Source organism: Pseudomonas sp. GW821-FHT02B10, from assembly GCF_059421865.1.
The window spans coordinates 127,278-145,162 of sequence record NZ_JBWKVU010000006.1 but is presented as its reverse complement, the minus strand read 5'-3'; the positions used below and the strand labels follow the sequence as shown (position 1 = coordinate 145,162).

Sequence of the window (17,885 nt, the reverse complement as noted above, 5' to 3'; positions counted from 1 at the left end):
CGCCCCTGCCTACCCCATCTCTGCCTCGACCCGGTCGCGCCCAGCCTGCTTGGCCGCATAGACCCCGGAATCCGCCCGCAGCAACAGCCCGTCGGCCCCTTCGTGCTCCCGCCAGCTGGCGATGCCGAAACTGGCCGTGACAATGCCCACGCCATCGATCGGCGAGCTGCGCAGCCCGCGCCACAGCTCCTCGGCCAGGACATAGGCCCGCTGGCCATCGGTGTCCGGACACAGCACCATGAACTCTTCGCCGCCCAGCCGGCAAAACACATCCGTGCGCCGCAGACGAAGGCCGATGCGCTCACAGACGCCGCGCAGCACCATGTCGCCGATGGCATGCCCGTATTGGTCGTTGATCCGCTTGAAGTGGTCGATATCCAGCATGATCACCGCCAGGCTGCCCACCCCGCGCTCGACCCGTGCCATTTCCGTCTGCAGGCGCTCCTGGAAATAGCGGCGGTTGTGGATACCGGTCAGCGAGTCGGTGACCGACAGGGCCCGCAACTCTTCCTCGACCCGCTTGAGGTCGGAGATGTCCGACAGATAGCCATGCCACAGCACCCCGCCCCCCGCCAGCTTTTCCGGGGTCGCTTCGCCGCGTATCCAGCGCAGGCCGCGCTGTGGCAACTGCACCCGATATTCCTCGCGCCAGGGGCTGAGTTTCTTCGCCGAGGTCCAGATCGAGCCGCGCACCCGGGCCACATCGTCCGGGTGAATACGCTCGAACACCGGGTTGGCATCGCGCTGCAACTGCTGTGGATCGATCTCGTAGATGTCGCGGATGCCGTCACTGACATAGCTGAAGCTGGAATGGCCTTCGGCATCCACCTGGAACTGATAGATGGCGCCCGGTACATGGGCGCTGAGTTTCTTCAGCAGACGATCACGGGCCGCCAGCGCCTCGTGGACCCGCTTGCGTTCGGTGATATCGATACAAATCGCCAGGTGCCCGACCCATAAGCCGTGATCGTCCAGGACCGGGGTGGCCAACATGTTCACCACCAGATGGCTGCCATCGCGGCGCATCAGGGTCCACTCGCGGGTTGCCTCGCCCCGCTCTTCGGAACCGTCCACCAGCATCGCCTGGCACATCGGGATCTGCCGGCCGTAACGCTGGCTCAGGGCTTGCGCGCGCGCATTCAGCTCCGCGGGCAGGTGCAGGCTTTCCAGGGTCAGGTGGCCCACCACCTCGGCGCTGCTGTAGCCGAGCATATGTTCAGCGCCGGCATTGAAGGTGCTGATCACGCCGCGCAGGTCGGTGGCGATGATCGCCACCTGGGTCGCCGCATTGAGCACGCTGCGCAGCTGTCCGTGGGTGCCGCGCAATTCCTGCTCCCTGGCCCGCAGCTCCCCGGTGCGCTGCTCCACCAACCGCAGCGCGCGCTGCCGCTGGCTGACCAGGACATACAGCAAGGCACTGAGCAGCAGGCTCAGCAGCGTGCCCAGGACCACCTGGCTGGACACCGAAGAATGGTTGGCCTGGAGGAACACCGCGCTGGGGCGGATGTTCACCTGGTAATCATGGTCGGCCAGGCTCAGCACCCGGCTCACCGCCAGTGGGCTGTCCCCCGGGCCATTGCTCGATTCATAGAGTTTGCCGTACGACTCGGCGGTCGACAGGTCAATGATCTGCACGAACAGGTTGTCCTGACGCTGCTCGGGCAGACCATCGACCACCAACTGGCGCATGCTGATCACCGCGATCACATAACCGTAAGGCTCGGGGGTCGACATGGCCACATCGGCACGCAGGCTGACGGGAGTCGCCAGGATGATGCCACGTGCATAGGAAGGCTCGACTCCGACCAAGCGCACCGGCTGCGAAACCGCCACGCCGCCACGCCGCCGCGCCCGTTCGAGGGTGTCGCGACGCATCGGCTGGGCCAGCAGGTCGAACCCCAGGGGCGAGCCCAGCGGGCTTTGGGTCTGGCTGTAGAGCACCGGTATGTACTCATCGCGCTCGGCAGCTCGCTGCAGCTTGCCTTCGGCATTCAGGTCGGCAATGAAATACTCCGGCGCCCCCTGTTCCTGCGCCATGCGCTCGAACAGCGCACGCTCGGCACCGCTGACGCGCGGCGCCCAGGCGTAGGCCTGGGTGCGATGCAAGAGCGGTTGGGTGTAGCCGTCGAAATCCTGGCGCGAGACCGCGCCGGAATTGATGAAGAAGCGCTTGAGACCATCCAGGCGCTGCTCCTGATCTTCGAAGCGCTCTTCGATGCGGCTATAACGTTCGCTGGCCAGCAGCTGGAAACGTTGGCGCAACTGCTGCTGATACAGGTTGAGGGTCGACCAGGCCAGCAGCCCGGTCAATACACAGCCAAACAGCAATACCACTAACGCGACCAGCCAGGCCGACACGTCTTCGCTGATGAAGCCCAGGATTTTCGGGCGTACCGAGTGCAACGACATAAGCAAAACTCATAACGCCAGCGAACGTGAGCGTCACATGGGCTTGCATTGAGTTATAGCTATTCGCCACTAATTTGGCTAGAGCAAAGAGCCTTGAAAATCAAGGCTCTGTGGATCCAATCAACCTCAGCGGGCGGTGATTTTCCAGGCCCGGTGGATCTTGCCGTTACGGGCGAAATCCGGGTCGATGGTCTTGGCGGTGATCTCCTCGACGGCATAACGCGCCGCCAGGTTTTCCTCGAGCTGGAACTTGCGGAAGTTGTTGGAGAAATACAGCACGCCACCGCTGGCCAACCGGGCCATGGCCAGGTCGAGCAGTTGCACGTGGTCACGCTGCACGTCGAACACCCCTTCCATGCGCTTGGAGTTGGAGAAGGTCGGCGGGTCGATGAAGATCAGGTCGAACTCATCGCGGCAAGTCTCCAGCCAGGCCATGACATCGCCCTGCTCCAGACGGTTCTTGTCGGAGAAACCGTTGAGCGACAGGTTGCGGCGCGCCCAGTCCAGGTAGGTTTTCGACAGGTCGACGCTGGTGGTGCTGCGCGCGCCGCCCTTGGCCGCGTGCACACTGGCGGTGGCGGTGTAGCAGAACAGGTTGAGGAATCGCTTGCCGGCGGCTTCTTTCTGGATCCGCAGGCGCATCGGCCGGTGGTCGAGGAACAGCCCGGTGTCGAGATAGTCGGTGAGGTTGACCAACAGCTTCACGCCACCTTCGCTGACCTCGGTGAACTTGCCCTGGGCGCTCTGGCGTTCGTACTGCTTGGTGCCGCTCTGGCGTTCGCGGCGCTTGATCACCACCCGGCTCTTGTCGACGTTCAACGCTTGCGGAATGGCCGCCAGGGCATCGAACAGACGGGCCTGGGCCTTTTCCGGGTCGATGGACTTCGGCGCGGCGTATTCCTGCACGTGCACCCAGTCGTGGTACAGGTCGATGGCCAGGGAGTATTCCGGCATGTCGGCATCGTAGACGCGATAGCACTCGACGCCTTCGCGCTTGGCCCACTTGCCCAGCAGCTTGAGGTTCTTCTGCAGGCGGTTGGCGAACATCTGCCCGCCTTCGCTCAGGCGCGCCTGCTCGACCACAGGGGCTGGCGCCGGCGCCGGTTTGATCGGGTTGCCGTTCTTGTTGTACTGGCGCTCCTGCGGAACCAGCGGCGCCTTGTCGGCCTCAGCCTGCTCACGCTCGATCTGCCGTTGCTCCGGGGTACGCCGCTCGCCAGTGACGAACTGGTCTGGCTGCACCTTGATCAACAGCAGCTTGCACGGCAAGGCGCCGTTCCAGAACGAATACTGCTTGTGGCTGCGGATGCCCATGCGCTTGCCCAGGTCCGGCGCGCCGGTGAATACCGCCGCTTCCCAGCCCAGGCAGGCCTGACGCAGGCGCTCGCCCAGGTTCTGGTAGAGATACAGCAGGCTGGCTTCGTCGCCCAGGCGCTCGCCGTAGGGCGGGTTGCTGATCACCAGGCCTTTCTGATTCTGGTCCGGGCGCGGCTCGAAAGTCGCCACTTCGCCCTGGTAGATCTTGATCCACTCACTGAGGCCGGCGCGCTCGACGTTGTTGCGCCCTGGCTGGATCAGCCGCGGGTCGGCTTCGTAACCGCGAATCCACAGCGGCGGCTTGGCCAGGCCGGCCTGGGCCCGCGCCTGGGCTTCTTCATGCAGCTTGCGCCACAGGGCCGGGACGTGACCGAGCCAGGCAGTGAACCCCCATTGCTCGCGCTTGAGGTTGGGGGCGATGTCGGCGGCGATCATCGCTGCTTCCACCAGGAAGGTCCCCACGCCGCACATCGGGTCGGCCAGGGCGCCGCCATTGGCCGCGATACGTGGCCAGCCGGAACGGATCAGGATCGCCGCCGCGAGGTTTTCCTTCAGCGGCGCCGCGCCCTGCTGCAGGCGATAGCCGCGCTGGTGCAGGCTGTGGCCGGACAGGTCGAGGGAGAGGATGGCTTCGCCGCGATCCAGGCGCAGGTGAATGCGCAGGTCCGGGTTGAGCTTGTCGATGGAGGGACGCTCGCCGGTCGGCGTGCGCAGCCGGTCGACGATGGCGTCCTTGACCTTCAAGGCGCCGAAATGAGTGTTGTCGATGCCCGAGCCGTGGCCGCTGAACTCCACCGCCAGGGTGCCGTCCGCCAGCATGTGGTCCTGCCAGTCGACGTCATGCACGCCGTGATAGAGGTCTTCGGCGTCCTTCATCGGGAAGCGCTTGAGCACCAGCAGTACCCGGTTGGCCAGGCGCGACCAGAGGCACAGGCGGTAGGCGGTCTCCATGTCGGCCATGCCGCGCACGGCCGAGGTATGTTCGCGCGCGTCTTCAAGGCCAAGCCCGGCGGCTTCCTCGATGAGCAGGCCTTCAAGGCCTTTGGGACAGGTGAGGAAGAGTTCATAGCGATCCGACATGGGAGTTCAGGGCCTTTAGCAATAAGTGAACGGACAACGCATCGTCCGCCCGGTTTTCAATCAAGCGCTTTTCTTGAAGAGCGCTCGCGTGGCACGAATCTGTGCCGTCCCGCCCCTGCTGTTCAGCTCGCCGCTAGCGGTGACCACTGGGGTCAAAAGAGCTTAGATGCCGGGGCAGATAATAAAGTCAGCGAAACAAAAGGTCATATCTCGACCTTTCATCGAATAATACCTGAGTGCAACGGAATGGAATTCTCACTAAAGCATTAAGCCCATCATCCAGTAAGAGGCTGATCAGAGCGAGGTTTGCCTGATCAACCTGATGTAAAGCAGGCCGTTCTTATGGCCTCAACATCATTATCGTTACGTCCTTATGACAAAACGATCATTCCCTCGTTGTGACGCATTGGTTAGAAATCAACTCAGGTTGGCGCCGCAATGACGCCAACGCCACGCTCGCGACGCCGGCAGCGAGCACCAACGGCAGAAGCATTCTGCCCGGCCTCAAACGAGGCCGACGGGACATAAGACAGTCAACAAGTGAGGGAAACACCCTATGAGAAGACTTAAGCGTGATCCGTTGGAAAGAGCATTTTTGCGCGGATATCAGTATGGCGTTCATGGCAAGTCCCGTGAGCTTTGCCCCTTTACTCTACCGTCGGTACGCCAAGCCTGGATCAATGGCTGGCGCGAAGGACGCGGCGACAACTGGGACGGTATGACCGGCACTGCGGGAATCCACAGACTCAACGAACTTCACGCCGTCGGCTAAAACAGGGCACACATTCCGACACCAAAATCTGAATACGCAACGACTTAACCACGCACGTCCCATCCGGACGGCGGGCTGCGGCCCAGGGGCTCCTTTCAGGAGCCCTTTTTATTGGCCGCGCAAAAAGCCGCGGTCCTCAGCGCAACGCGGCGATCGCGTCCACCGACTCGCGAATCAGCGCCGGGCCCTTGTAGATGAAGCCCGAATACAACTGCACCAGGCTGGCGCCGGCAGCGATCTTTTCCGCCGCATGCTTGCCTTCGGTGATACCGCCCACCGCAATGATCGGCAAACGCCCGGCCAGCTCGCCCGCCAGCACCTTCACGGTGTGGGTGCTCTTGTCGCGCACCGGCGCGCCGGACAGGCCGCCCGCCTCGTCGCCATGCTCCATGCCTTCGACACCTACACGGCTCAGGGTGGTATTGGTGGCAATGACCGCGTCCATCCCAGTCTCGATCAGGGCTTGCGCCACTTCGGCGGTTTCTTCGTCGGTCATGTCCGGGGCGATCTTGATCGCCAGCGGAACCCGCTTGCCGTACTGCACTGCCAGTTCCTGCTGACGCTGGCTGAGGGCGCCAAGCAACTGCTTGAGCGACTCGCCGAACTGCAGGCTGCGCAGGCCCGGGGTGTTGGGCGAACTGACGTTGACCGTCACGTAGCTGGCGTGGGCATACACCTTGTCCAGGCAAATCAGGTAATCATCCACCGCACGCTCGACCGGGGTGTCGAAGTTCTTGCCGATGTTGATCCCCAGCACGCCCTTGTACTTGGCCGCCGCCACCCGGGCCAGCAGGTGATCGACGCCCAGGTTGTTGAAGCCCATGCGGTTGATGATCGCCTCGGCTTCCGGCAGGCGGAAGATCCGCGGCTTGGGATTGCCCGGCTGCGGACGCGGAGTGATGGTGCCAATTTCGACGAAACCGAAACCCAATTGGGCGAAGCCGTCGATGGCCGCGCCATTCTTGTCCAGGCCGGCCGCGAGGCCGACCGGGTTCGGGAAGTCCAGGCCCATGACCTTCACCGGCATCTGCGCCGGCGCCTTGCACAGCAAGCCATTGAGGCCCAAACGCCCGCCCGCGCCGATCAGGTCCAGGGACAGATCGTGGGAGGTTTCCGGGGAGAGTTTGAACAACAGCTGGCGGGCCAGGGTATACATGGGCGGGCTTGACTCGGTGGCGGCGAAATGAGGCGGCGATTATAGCCGGGCATGGGGGCCGCAGGCGAGGCACGCGGCGAAATCAGCGGTGAATGGCATATGCCTTGCACCACAACCTGCATCAGCACCCAGGCCAATGGCGGCGTGGGTCGAAAGACAAAGGCGTCGTTACCCCGCTGGCTCTGCCTGGCGCGGGTGCGACGTTTTTTTATGGAAGCTTTTTATTGAGGGCGCCACCCCATGAACGAACTCCCCGTCAGCCCGCTGGCCTGGGTCAACGGCAGCGATGCCCCGGAAAAGACCGCGATCAACCTCGGCTTCATGGCCTTGAGCGACTGTGCCTCGGTGGTGGTCGCCGCCACCCAGGGCTTCGCCCAGCCTTACGGCCTGACCCTGAACCTCAAGCGCCAGGCATCCTGGGCCAACCTGCGGGACAAGCTGGTGAGCGGCGAGCTGGATGCCGCCCACAGCCTGTACGGCCTGATCTACGCCGTGCACCTGGGCATCGGCGGGGTCAACGCCAGCGACATGGCGGTGCTGATGGGCCTGAACCAGAACGGCCAGAGCATCAACCTCTCGCGGGAGCTGCAAGCCCTGAACGTGACCACTCCTGAAGCGCTTCACCGACACGTGCACCAAAGCCGGGCAAGGCTGACCTTCGCCCAGACCTTCCCCACCGGCACCCACGCCATGTGGCTGTATTACTGGCTGGCCGCCCAGGGCATCCACCCGTTGCAGGACGTCGACAGCGTGGTGGTGCCGCCGCCGCAAATGGTCGCGCACCTGCAGGCCGGGCGCATCGACGGTTTCTGTGTGGGCGAACCCTGGAGCGCCAGCGCGGTGAACCAGAACCTGGGCTTCACCCTGGCCACCAGCCAGGCGATCTGGCCCGACCACCCGGAAAAAGTCCTCGGCTGCACCCGTGCCTTCGTCGAGCAATACCCGAACACCGCCCGGGCCCTGGTCATGGCGATCCTCGCGGCCAGTCGCTTCATCGAGCAGAGCCGCGAGAACCGCCAGAGCACCGCGCAACTGCTGAGCGCCCGCGAGTACCTCGATGCGCCGCTGGACTGCATCGAGCCGCGCCTGCTCGGCGAATATGCCGATGGCCTCGGTCACCGCTGGCAGGACCCGCACGCGCTACGCTTTCATAATGAAGGCGCGGTCAACCTGCCGTATCTGTCCGACGGCATGTGGTTCATGACCCAGTTCCGCCGCTGGGGCCTGCTGCGCGAAGACCCGGATTACCTGGGCATCGCGCGCCAGGTGCAGCAACTCGAGCTCTATCGTGAAGCCGCCACCGCCGTCGGCGTCGCGTCCTGGGGCCAGGACATGCGCAGCAGCCAGTTGATCGACGGCAAGCTGTGGGACGGTTCGGACCCGGCCGCCTATGCCCGCAGCTTCCAACTGCACGCCATGAGCGACAGCTCGCCTCTTCTCGCCAGCCGCTGACAGGAGCCCGAGACCATGTTGCGTATCCTGCTGATCAACGACACCGCCAAGAAGGTCGGTCGGCTCAAGGCGGCCCTGATGGAAGCCGGTTTCGAGGTGATCGACGAGTCGGGCCTGACCATCGACCTGCCGACGCGCGTCGAAACGGTGCGTCCGGACGTGATCTTGATCGATACCGAATCACCGAGCCGCGATGTGATGGAGCAAGTGGTGCTGGTCAGCCGCGACCAGCCACGGCCGATCGTGATGTTCACCGACGAGCACGACCCCGACGTGATGCGCCACGCCATCAAGTCCGGGGTCAGTGCCTACATAGTCGAAGGCATCCAGGCCCAGCGCCTGCAGCCCATTCTCGACGTGGCCATGGCCCGCTTCGAGAGCGACCAGGCCTTGCGTGCGCAGCTGCAGGCCCGCGACCAGCAGTTGGCCGAGCGCAAGCGCATCGAGCTGGCCAAGGGCCTGTTGATGAAGATGAAAGACTGCAACGAAGAACAGGCCTACACCCTGATGCGCCGCCAGGCCATGAGCCGCCAGCAGAAGCTGATCCAGGTGGCCGAGCAGATCATCGCCATGAGCGAGTTGCTGGGCTGAATCCCACGGCTGCGGTGCAGCTTGCCCGCGATCCGGAACACCAGGACTGCAACTCTTGGCACAAATCTGGCTATGTAATCGATACAGGTAACCAACGGCGGTTGCCCCACCTACGACAAAGACGTCGCACACCCTTCTCGCCCCAGGCGAAACGGGTTGCGGCGTTTTTTCGTTTTGGCCCCACAGCCCGGGGCCGGTGGAGCGGCCGTAATGGCGCCCCACGCAAAAGCTCATGACTCCTTTCGAGACTCTTAACAGCTGAGGTGCGCGATGAATTCAAGCTTCTGGAAATCCGGCCACACCCCGACATTGTTCGCGGCCTTCCTCTACTTCGACCTGAGCTTCATGGTCTGGTACCTGCTCGGCCCGCTGGCCGTGCAGATCGCCGCCGACCTGCAACTGACCACCCAGCAGCGCGGGCTGATGGTGGCCACGCCGATCCTGGCCGGCGCCGTGCTGCGGTTCGCCATGGGCCTGCTGGCCGATCGCCTGTCCCCCAAGACCGCCGGGCTGATCGGCCAGGTGATTGTCATCGGCGCGCTGTTCTGCGCCTGGAAGCTGGGCATCCACAGCTATGATCAGGCCCTGCTGCTGGGGCTGTTCCTGGGCATGGCCGGCGCTTCGTTCGCCGTGGCCTTGCCGCTGGCCTCGCAATGGTATCCACCACAGCACCAGGGCAAGGCGATGGGCATCGCCGGGGCCGGCAACTCGGGCACGGTATTCGCGGCGCTGTTCGCGCCCTTGCTGGCCGGTGCCTTCGGCTGGAGCAACGTGTTCGGCTTCGCCTTGATCCCACTGATCCTGACCCTGGTGCTGTTCGCCTGGCTGGCCAAGAACGCCCCGGAACGGCCCAAGGCCAAATCCATGGCCGACTACTTCAAGGCCCTGGGCGACCGCGACAGCTGGTGGTTCATGTTCTTCTACAGCGTGACCTTCGGCGGTTTCATCGGCCTGGCCAGCGCCCTGCCCGGCTACTTCAACGACCAGTACGGCCTGAGCCCGGTCACCGCCGGCTACTACACCGCCGCCTGCGTGTTCGGCGGCAGCCTGATGCGCCCGCTGGGCGGCGCGCTGGCCGATCGCTTCGGCGGTATTCGCACCCTGCTGGTGATGTACAGCGTCGCGGCGGTGTGCATCGCCGCGGTCGGTTTCAACCTGCCCAGCTCCTACGCGGCCCTGGCCCTGTTCGTGTGCACCATGCTCGGCCTGGGTGCGGGTAACGGCGCGGTCTTCCAGTTGGTGCCACAACGTTTCCGCCGCGAGATCGGGGTGATGACCGGGCTGATCGGCATGGCCGGCGGCATCGGCGGTTTCGCCCTGGCCGCGGGCATGGGCGCGATCAAGCAAAGCACCGGCAGCTATCAACTGGCCCTGTGGCTGTTCGCCAGCCTGGGCGTGCTGGCCTGGTTCGGCCTGCACGGGGTGAAACGCCGCTGGCGGACCACCTGGGGCTCCGCCGCTGTCACCGCGGCGCGGGTCTGAGCCGTCCATGAGCCTGCGACTGAGCCACGCCCAGGCCAGCGCCATCGGTCCGCGCGCGGAGAACCAGGACGCCTTGCGCCTGGTCACCCCGGCGCCGACCCTGGCCGCCAGCAAGGGCCTGCTGTTCGCCATCGCCGACGGTGTCAGCCAATGCGCCGATGGCGGCCTGGCCGCGCGCTCGACCTTGCAGGCGCTGGCGCTGGACTACTACGCCACCCCGGAAACCTGGGCCGTGGCCCAGGCCCTGGAACGCCTGCTGCTGGCGCAGAATCGCTGGTTGCAGGCCAACGGCGGCGGCCAGCCGCTGCTGACCACCGTCAGCGCCCTGGTGCTGCGCGGCCGGCGCTTTACCCTGGCCCATGTCGGCGATTGCCGGGTCTATCGCTGGCATGCCGATCAGTTGCAACGCATCAGCGACGATCATGTCTGGGACCAACCCGGCATGCAGCATGTGCTCAAGCGTGCCCTGGGCCTGGACCAGCATCTGGTGGTGGATTTCCTCGATGGCGAGCTGCGGGAAAACGAAAGTTTCCTGATGCTCAGCGATGGCGTCTGGGCCACCCTGGGCGACACCGCCATCGCCGCGATCCTGCGCGACCAGCCCGACCTCGACAGCGCAGTGCAGACCCTGGTCAGCGCCGCGCACCTGGCCGGCAGCCAGGACAATGCCAGCGCCCTGCTGGTGCGGGTCGAAGCCCTGGGCGAAAGCTCCATCGGCGACGCCCTGATTCACTTGCAGCAATGGCCACTGCCGCCGCCCCTCAAGCCGGGCCAGCACTTCGAAGGCTGGCAGGTCGTCGAAGTGCTCGGGCACAGCCAGCAATCCCTGCTGTACCGCGTGCTCGATGCGCAACAACAACCCTGGCTGCTGAAAACCCTGCCCGGTCATCTGCACGACGATCATCAGGCCGGGCAATCGCTGCTGTCAGAGGAGTGGTTCCTGCGCCGGGTGGCCGGCCGGCACTTTCCCGAAGTGCATGCCGCGACCAGCCGCCAGCATCTGTATTACGTGATGCGCGAATACCCGGGGCAGACCCTGGCCGAGCATCTGCAACAACATGGCCCCTTGCCGCTGGCACAGTGGCAGGACCTGGCCGAGCGTCTGCTGCGGGCCGTGGGCCTGCTGCACCGCCGGCAGATCCTGCACCGCGACATCAAGCCGGAAAACCTGCTGCTCGGGGACGACGGCGAACTGCGCCTGCTGGATTTCGGCCTGGCCTATTGCCCCGGCCTATCCGAGGACCAGGCGCACCTGCTGCCCGGCACCCCGAGCTATATCGCCCCAGAGGCTTTCAACGGCGTGGCGCCGACACCGCGACAGGACCTGTACGCGGTGGGCGTGACCCTCTACCACTTGCTGACCGGGCATTTTCCCTACGGCGAAATCGAAGCCTTCCAGCGCCCGCGCTTCACCACCCCGGTCAGCGCCAGCCGCTATCGCCCGGACCTGCCGGACTGGCTCGAACAGAGCCTGGAACGCGCGGTACAGGCCGATCCGGCCCAGCGTTATGAAACCGCCGAAGAGTGGTTGCTGGTGCTGGAACAGGGCGAGCGCCGCAGCCTCAGCGTGCGCCCCAGACCGCTGCTGGAACGCGAGCCCTTGAAAGTCTGGCGCACCCTGGCGCTGGTCTCGCTGTTGCTCAACCTGCTGTTGCTGTACCTGTTCCTGCACCACTGACCTCACCATTCTCCTGTAGCCGCTGTCGCAGGCTGCGACCGGCACCGCAGGGGCCGCAGAACCTGACGAAGCGGTTTTACCCGCAGGTAGGGGATGCCGCCTTACGCCGGCTACGCCGTCGATCGCAGCCTGCGGCAGCGGCTACAGGGATAGTGCTGCGCGCGCCAGAAACGGGCAAGACGCTTTGAATCGGTGCAGAAAATCCTCCCTGCTGGCCAGAGGCAGGCTTTCAGCCCCGCTGAAACCGCCATTGGCGGAACTTGGCACAACCGCTGCATTAACTCTCCCAACAGCACATACGACCCGGCCTTCAACGACGAAGGATGGGTTTTCCCGAGAGAACGGGACCGGACAAAGGCGTCCTGCCAGGCAACTGGCGGGACGCCTTTTTTGTTTGCGCAACGTTTATCGAGCCAGGCCCGGCATGCCCGACGGCCTGTCTACGCGGAGAGCGAAATGAACAAACTCAAGCTGGTGATGATCGGCAACGGCATGGCCGGGGTCCGTACCCTGGAAGAGCTGCTCAAGCTGAGCAATGAGCTGTACGACATCACGGTCTTCGGCGCGGAACCCCACACCAACTACAACCGCATCCTGCTCTCCCCGGTACTGGCCGGCGAACAGACCTTCGAAGAGATCGTGCTCAACGACCTGAGCTGGTACCTGGACAACCACATCAAGCTGCTGCTCAACCGCAAGGTGGTGCAGATCGACCGGGTCAAGCGCCGGGTGATCGCCGAAGACGGCAGCGAAGCCGAGTACGACCGCCTGCTGATCGCCACCGGCTCGACCCCGTTCATCCTGCCGATTCCCGGCAACGACCTGCAGGGCGTGATCGGCTACCGCGATATCGCCGACACCCAGGCGATGATCGACACTGCCAAGACCCACAAGCACGCAGTGGTCATCGGCGGCGGCCTGCTCGGCCTCGAAGCCGCCAACGGCCTGATGCTGCGCGGCATGGACGTGACCGTGGTGCACATCGGCGAATGGTTGCTGGAGCGCCAACTGGACAAGACCAGTGGCCAGCTGCTGCAAACCGCCCTGGAAAGCCGCGGCCTGAAATTCCGCCTGAGCGAACAGACCCAGGCCCTGCACGACGCGGGCAATGGCCGGGTCGGCTCGGTGCAGTTCAAGAACGGCGACATCATCCCCGCCGACCTGGTGGTGATGGCCGCCGGCATCCGGCCCAATACCGAGCTGGCGGAAAAAGCCGGGCTGCCGTGCAGCCGCGGGATCCTGGTCAACGACACCCTGCAGACCTACGACCCACGCATCTACGCCATCGGCGAATGCGCCAGCCATCGCGGCATCGCCTACGGCCTGGTGGCGCCGCTGTTCGAACAGGCCAAGGTCTGCGCCAACCACCTCGCTCAACTGGGCTTCGCCACTTACAAGGGCTCGGTGACCTCGACCAAGCTGAAAGTCACCGGCATCGACCTGTTCTCCGCCGGCGACTTCATGGGCGGCGAAGGCACCGAGACCATCACCCTCTCCGACCCCATCGGCGGCGTGTACAAGAAGCTGGTGATCAAGGACGACATCCTGGTCGGCGCCTGCCTGTATGGCGACACCGCCGACGGCGGCTGGTACTTCCGGCAGATCCGCGAGAACCACGCTATCGGCGAGATCCGCGACCACCTGATGTTCGGCGAGAACGCTTTGGGCGATGTCGGCCACCAGGGCCAGGACAAGGCCATGAGCATGGCCGACAGCGCCGAAGTCTGCGGCTGCAACGGCGTGTGCAAGGGCACCATCGTCAAGGCGATCCAGGAGCACGGCCTGTTCAGCGTCGACGAGGTCAAGAAACACACCAAGGCCGCCAGCTCCTGCGGCTCCTGTGCCGGCCTGGTGGAACAGATCCTGATCAACACCGTGGGCGGCGCGGCCGACGTCAAGCCGAAAAGCGAGAAAGCCATCTGCGGCTGCAGCGACCTCAACCACGGACAGATCCGCCAGGCGATCCGCGAACAGCACCTGCTGACCATCGCCGGCACCATGAGCTACCTGAACTGGCGTACGCCCAACGGCTGCGCCACCTGCCGCCCGGCGCTGAACTACTACCTGATTGCCACCTGGCCGGGCGAAGCCAGGGACGATCCGCAATCGCGCCTGATCAACGAGCGGGCCCACGCCAATATCCAGAAAGACGGTACCTATTCGGTGGTGCCGCGGATGTGGGGCGGCGTCACCACCCCCTCCGAACTGCGGCGCATCGCCGACGTGGCGGACAAGTACCAGGTGCCGATGGTCAAGGTCACCGGCGGCCAGCGCATCGACCTTTTGGGTATCAAGAAGCAGGATTTGCCCGGGGTCTGGAAAGACCTGGACATGCCCTCCGGCCACGCCTACGGCAAGTCCATCCGCACCGTGAAAACCTGCGTCGGCAGCGAGTTCTGTCGCTTCGGCACGCAGAACTCCACCCAGCTGGGTATCGAGCTGGAGCACGACCTGTTCAACATGTGGTCGCCGCACAAGGTCAAGCTGGCGGTCTCCGGCTGCCCGCGCAACTGCGCCGAGGCCGGGATCAAGGACGTCGGCATCATCGGCGTCGACTCGGGCTGGGAGATGTATATCGGTGGTAACGGCGGGATCAAGACCGAGGTCGCGGAGTTCTTCGTCAAGCTGAAAACCGCCGACGAAGTGCGCGAATACAACGGCGCTTTCCTGCAGCTGTACCGCGAGGAAGCCTTCTACCTGGAGCGCACCGTGCACTACCTGCAGCGGGTCGGCATGGCGCACATCAAGCAGGCCATCATCGAAGACCCGCAACGGCGCAAGGCCCTCAACGAGCGCCTGCAATTCTCCCTGTCCTTCGAACAGGACCCGTGGAAGGAGCGCCAGGAACAGCCGCAGCTGAAAAAAGAGTTCGAGCCGATCCGCGTCAAGCAACTGGAGGTGCTGCCATGAACTGGCTAGATATCTGCGCCCTGGACGAGATCAACGCCCTGGGCTCGCGCATCGTCAACGGCCCCAGGGGCGATATCGCGATCTTTCGCACCAGCGACGACGAAGTCTTCGCCCTCGACGACCGCTGCCCGCACAAGGGCGGGCCGCTGTCCCAGGGGCTGATCTACGGCAAGACGGTCGCCTGCCCGTTGCACAACTGGCAGATCGACCTGGAGTCCGGCGAAGCGCAGGCGCCGGATATCGGCTGCGCCCATCACCATCTGGCGCGGGTGGAAAACGGCCGCGTACTGCTGGCCCTGCGGGATGCCGGCTGATGAACCGACAGACGACCGCCTCGACCTGCTGTTACTGCGGCGTTGGCTGTGGCGTGCTGATCGAGCACGACGGCGAACGCATCCTCGGCGTCGGTGGCGACCCGAGCCACCCGGCCAACCACGGCAAACTGTGCAGCAAAGGCTCCACCCTGCACCTGACCGGCGACCTCGCGGCCCGCGCCCTGTATCCGGAATTGCGCCTGGGCAAGGCCCTGGCGCGCAGCCGCACTGACTGGGACACCGCACTGGAACACGCGGCCAACCTGTTTGCCGAAACCATCGCCGAACACGGCCCGGACAGCGTGGCCTTCTATATCTCCGGGCAATTGCTTACCGAGGATTACTACGCCTTCAACAAGCTGGCCCGGGCCCTGGTGGGCACCAACAACATCGACAGCAATTCGCGGCTGTGCATGTCCTCGGCGGTGGTCGGCTACAAACGCAGCCTGGGCGCCGACGCCCCGCCCTGCAGCTACGAAGACCTCGAACTGAGCGATTGCGTGATGATCGTCGGCAGCAACATGGCCTACGCCCATCCGGTGCTGTTCCGCCGCCTGGAGCAGGCCAAGCGCCTGCGGCCGCAGATGAAAGTGATCGTCATCGACCCGCGGCGCACCGACACCTGCGACCTGGCCGATTTGCACCTGGCGATCCTGCCCGGCACCGATGTCGCGCTGTTCCACGGCATCCTGCACCTGCTGCTGTGGCAGGACTGGATCGATCGCGACTTCATCCAGGCGCATACCGAAGGCCTGGCCGAGCTAAAGAACCTGGTCCACGACTACACCCCGCATATGGTCGCGCAGCTGTGCGGCATCAGCGTCGAGCAACTGCGCCAGTGCGCCGAATGGGTCGGCACCTCGCCGAGCTTCCTGTCGCTGTGGTGCATGGGGCTGAACCAGTCCAGTGCCGGCAGCGCGAAAAACAGCGCACTGATCAACCTGCACCTGGCCACCGGGCAAATCGGCCGCCCCGGGGCCGGCCCTTTCTCCCTCACCGGCCAACCGAATGCCATGGGCGGCCGGGAAACCGGCAGCCTGTCGAACCTGCTGCCGGGGCACCGGGACGCCGCCAACCCAGAGCACCGGGCTGAAGTCGCGGCCTACTGGGGCGTCGAGCAATTGCCGGCCAACCCCGGCCTGACCGCGATCGAGCTGTTCGAACAGCTGCGCGGCGGCAAGATCAAGGCGCTGTGGATCGCCTGCACCAACCCGGCGCAGTCGCTGCCCGACCAGAACGCGGTGCGAGAAGCCTTGCTGGCCTGCCCGTTCGTGGTCCTGCAGGAAGCCTTTCGCACCACCGAGACCGCGGCCTTTGCCGACCTGCTGCTGCCCGCCGCCAGCTGGGGCGAGAAGGAAGGCAGTGTGACCAACTCGGAACGGCGCATCTCCCATGTGCGCCGCGCCGTGGCCGCACCGGGCGAAGCACGCCCGGATTGGGCCATCACTCTGGACTTCGCCCGGCGCCTGGAACAGCGCCTGCGTCCGCAACAGCCCAGCCTGTTCGCCCTGGATACGCCTGCCCAGCTGTTCGATGAGTACAAACTGCTGACCCGCGGCCGCGACCTGGACCTTTCCGGCATCAGTCACGCGCTGATCGACCGTATCGGCCCGCAGCAATGGCCCTTCCCCGCCGGCGCCGAACAGGGGACGCCGCGGCTGTACGTCGACGGCCGCTTCCCCACCGCCAGCGGGCGGGCGCACTTCGTCAGCGACCCATATCGCGCGGCCAAGGAACAGCGGGATGCGCGCTTCCCCCTGACCCTGATCACCGGCCGCCTGCGAGATCAATGGCACGGCATGAGCCGCACCGGCACCGCGGCCCAGCTGTTCGGGCACGTCAGCGAAGCCGTCCTCAGCCTGCACCCGGACGAACTGCGCCGGCAGAACCTGCAAGCGGGTGACCTGGTCTCGCTGAAAAGCCGGCGCGGCAACGTGATAGTCGCAGTAGCGGATGACGACAGCGTGCGCCCGGGCCAGGCTTTCCTGCCGATGCATTGGGGCGATCGGTTTCTCAAGGGCGGCGTCAATGCCGTGACTCAGCCGGCGTTCGATCCACTGTCCAAACAGCCGGAACTCAAGCACAGCGGTGTACGCCTGGAGCCGGTCCAGTTGCCGTGGCAATTGTTCGCCCTGATCGAAGGCGACGTGCAGCGGCATTTCGAAGCCCTGCGCCCGCTCTGTGAAAGTTTCGCCTACGTCAGCCTGAGCCTGGCCGGTCGCGAACGCCCCGCCCTGCTACTGCGTGCGGCCAATGCCGAGGCACCGGCGCCGCAACTGCTCAAGGACATCGACCAATTGCTGGGGCTCAACGAAGGCCCGGTGCTGGCCTATGACGATCCTCGGCGCTCTATCGGCAAGCGGGTTCGCATCGAACAGGGGCGGATCACCGCCATTCGCCTGGCCGGTGAAACCCTCGCCCGGCACTGGCTGCAGAACCTGTGGCTGGAAGGCAAGGCCGATGAGCAACTGCGCCGCTGGCTGCTGGCGCCGATGAGCGCACCGCCAGGGGCGGCCGGGCTCGCGTCGAACGGCAAGACCTTGTGCAACTGCAAGAACGTCAGCCAGAGCGCGGTCTGTGCCGGGATCTCCCGCGGCCTGGACCTCGATGGCCTGAAACAGGAGCTGGGCTGCGGCACTCAATGCGGCTCCTGCGTCCCCGAAATCAAACGTCTGCTGGCCAGCTCGGCACAGCCCGTCGCAATCCCCCTGTGAGGAAACAAAC

11 protein-coding genes are annotated in these 17,885 nt (G+C 64.9%); 8 read left to right on the top strand and 3 right to left on the bottom strand.

Annotated elements, in window-relative coordinates:
* Positions 1–9: 9 nt before the first annotated feature.
* Together AC07VU_RS15650 and rlmKL are read right to left on the bottom strand one after the other, a co-directional pair.
* Positions 10–2,409: a sensor domain-containing diguanylate cyclase gene (locus AC07VU_RS15650; protein WP_495030110.1), complete on the bottom strand. Its 2,400-nt coding sequence runs from the start codon at positions 2,407–2,409 to the stop codon at positions 10–12.
* Between the two features lie 126 nt (positions 2,410–2,535).
* The gene (gene rlmKL, locus AC07VU_RS15645; RefSeq protein WP_007932188.1) at positions 2,536–4,806 is read right to left on the bottom strand and encodes a bifunctional 23S rRNA (guanine(2069)-N(7))-methyltransferase RlmK/23S rRNA (guanine(2445)-N(2))-methyltransferase RlmL; all 2,271 of its coding nucleotides are present in this window, start codon (positions 4,804–4,806) and stop codon (positions 2,536–2,538) included.
* A gap of 556 nt (positions 4,807–5,362) precedes the next feature.
* On the opposite strand from rlmKL, the gene rmf reads away from it, so the two are divergent.
* Positions 5,363–5,578 carry a ribosome modulation factor gene (gene rmf / locus AC07VU_RS15640; protein WP_002553055.1) on the top strand — a complete coding sequence of 72 codons (216 nt, stop codon included), beginning with the start codon at positions 5,363–5,365 and terminating at the stop codon, positions 5,576–5,578.
* A gap of 136 nt (positions 5,579–5,714) precedes the next feature.
* On the opposite strand, the gene AC07VU_RS15635 is transcribed toward rmf, so the two are convergent.
* Entirely contained in the window at positions 5,715–6,734 is a 1,020-nt protein-coding gene (locus AC07VU_RS15635) for a quinone-dependent dihydroorotate dehydrogenase (protein ID WP_274306043.1), read from the bottom strand.
* Positions 6,735–6,974: 240 nt separating this feature from the next.
* Between AC07VU_RS15635 and AC07VU_RS15630 the strand changes: the two genes are divergently transcribed.
* From AC07VU_RS15630 to AC07VU_RS15600, 7 genes are all read left to right on the top strand, one after another.
* A complete protein-coding gene (locus AC07VU_RS15630) occupies positions 6,975–8,186 on the top strand; it encodes a CmpA/NrtA family ABC transporter substrate-binding protein (RefSeq protein WP_495030109.1) in 1,212 nt (403 codons plus the stop codon).
* A 15-nt stretch (positions 8,187–8,201) separates the two neighbouring features.
* Complete coding sequence (locus AC07VU_RS15625; RefSeq protein ID WP_007932173.1) at positions 8,202–8,777, top strand: ANTAR domain-containing response regulator; 576 nt, start codon at positions 8,202–8,204, stop codon at positions 8,775–8,777.
* A gap of 270 nt (positions 8,778–9,047) precedes the next feature.
* Positions 9,048–10,259, top strand: a complete 1,212-nt coding sequence (locus AC07VU_RS15620; protein ID WP_495030108.1) for a nitrate/nitrite transporter — start codon at positions 9,048–9,050, stop codon at positions 10,257–10,259.
* Positions 10,260–10,266: 7 nt separating this feature from the next.
* The gene (locus tag AC07VU_RS15615; protein ID WP_102678796.1) at positions 10,267–11,937 is read left to right on the top strand and encodes a bifunctional protein-serine/threonine kinase/phosphatase; all 1,671 of its coding nucleotides are present in this window, start codon (positions 10,267–10,269) and stop codon (positions 11,935–11,937) included.
* Positions 11,938–12,393: 456 nt separating this feature from the next.
* Positions 12,394–14,847 (top strand): nitrite reductase large subunit NirB, encoded by a 2,454-nt coding sequence (nirB, locus tag AC07VU_RS15610; protein ID WP_495030107.1) that lies wholly within the window; start codon positions 12,394–12,396, stop codon positions 14,845–14,847.
* On the top strand, positions 14,844–15,161 hold the full coding sequence (nirD, locus tag AC07VU_RS15605; RefSeq protein WP_007927531.1) for a nitrite reductase small subunit NirD: 318 nt from the start codon (positions 14,844–14,846) through the stop codon (positions 15,159–15,161). The genes nirB and nirD overlap by 4 nt, the downstream gene beginning before the upstream one ends.
* Positions 15,161–17,875: a nitrate reductase gene (locus AC07VU_RS15600; RefSeq protein WP_277588212.1), complete on the top strand. Its 2,715-nt coding sequence runs from the start codon at positions 15,161–15,163 to the stop codon at positions 17,873–17,875. The genes nirD and AC07VU_RS15600 overlap by 1 nt, the downstream gene beginning before the upstream one ends.
* The last annotated feature ends 10 nt before the right edge of the window (positions 17,876–17,885 follow it).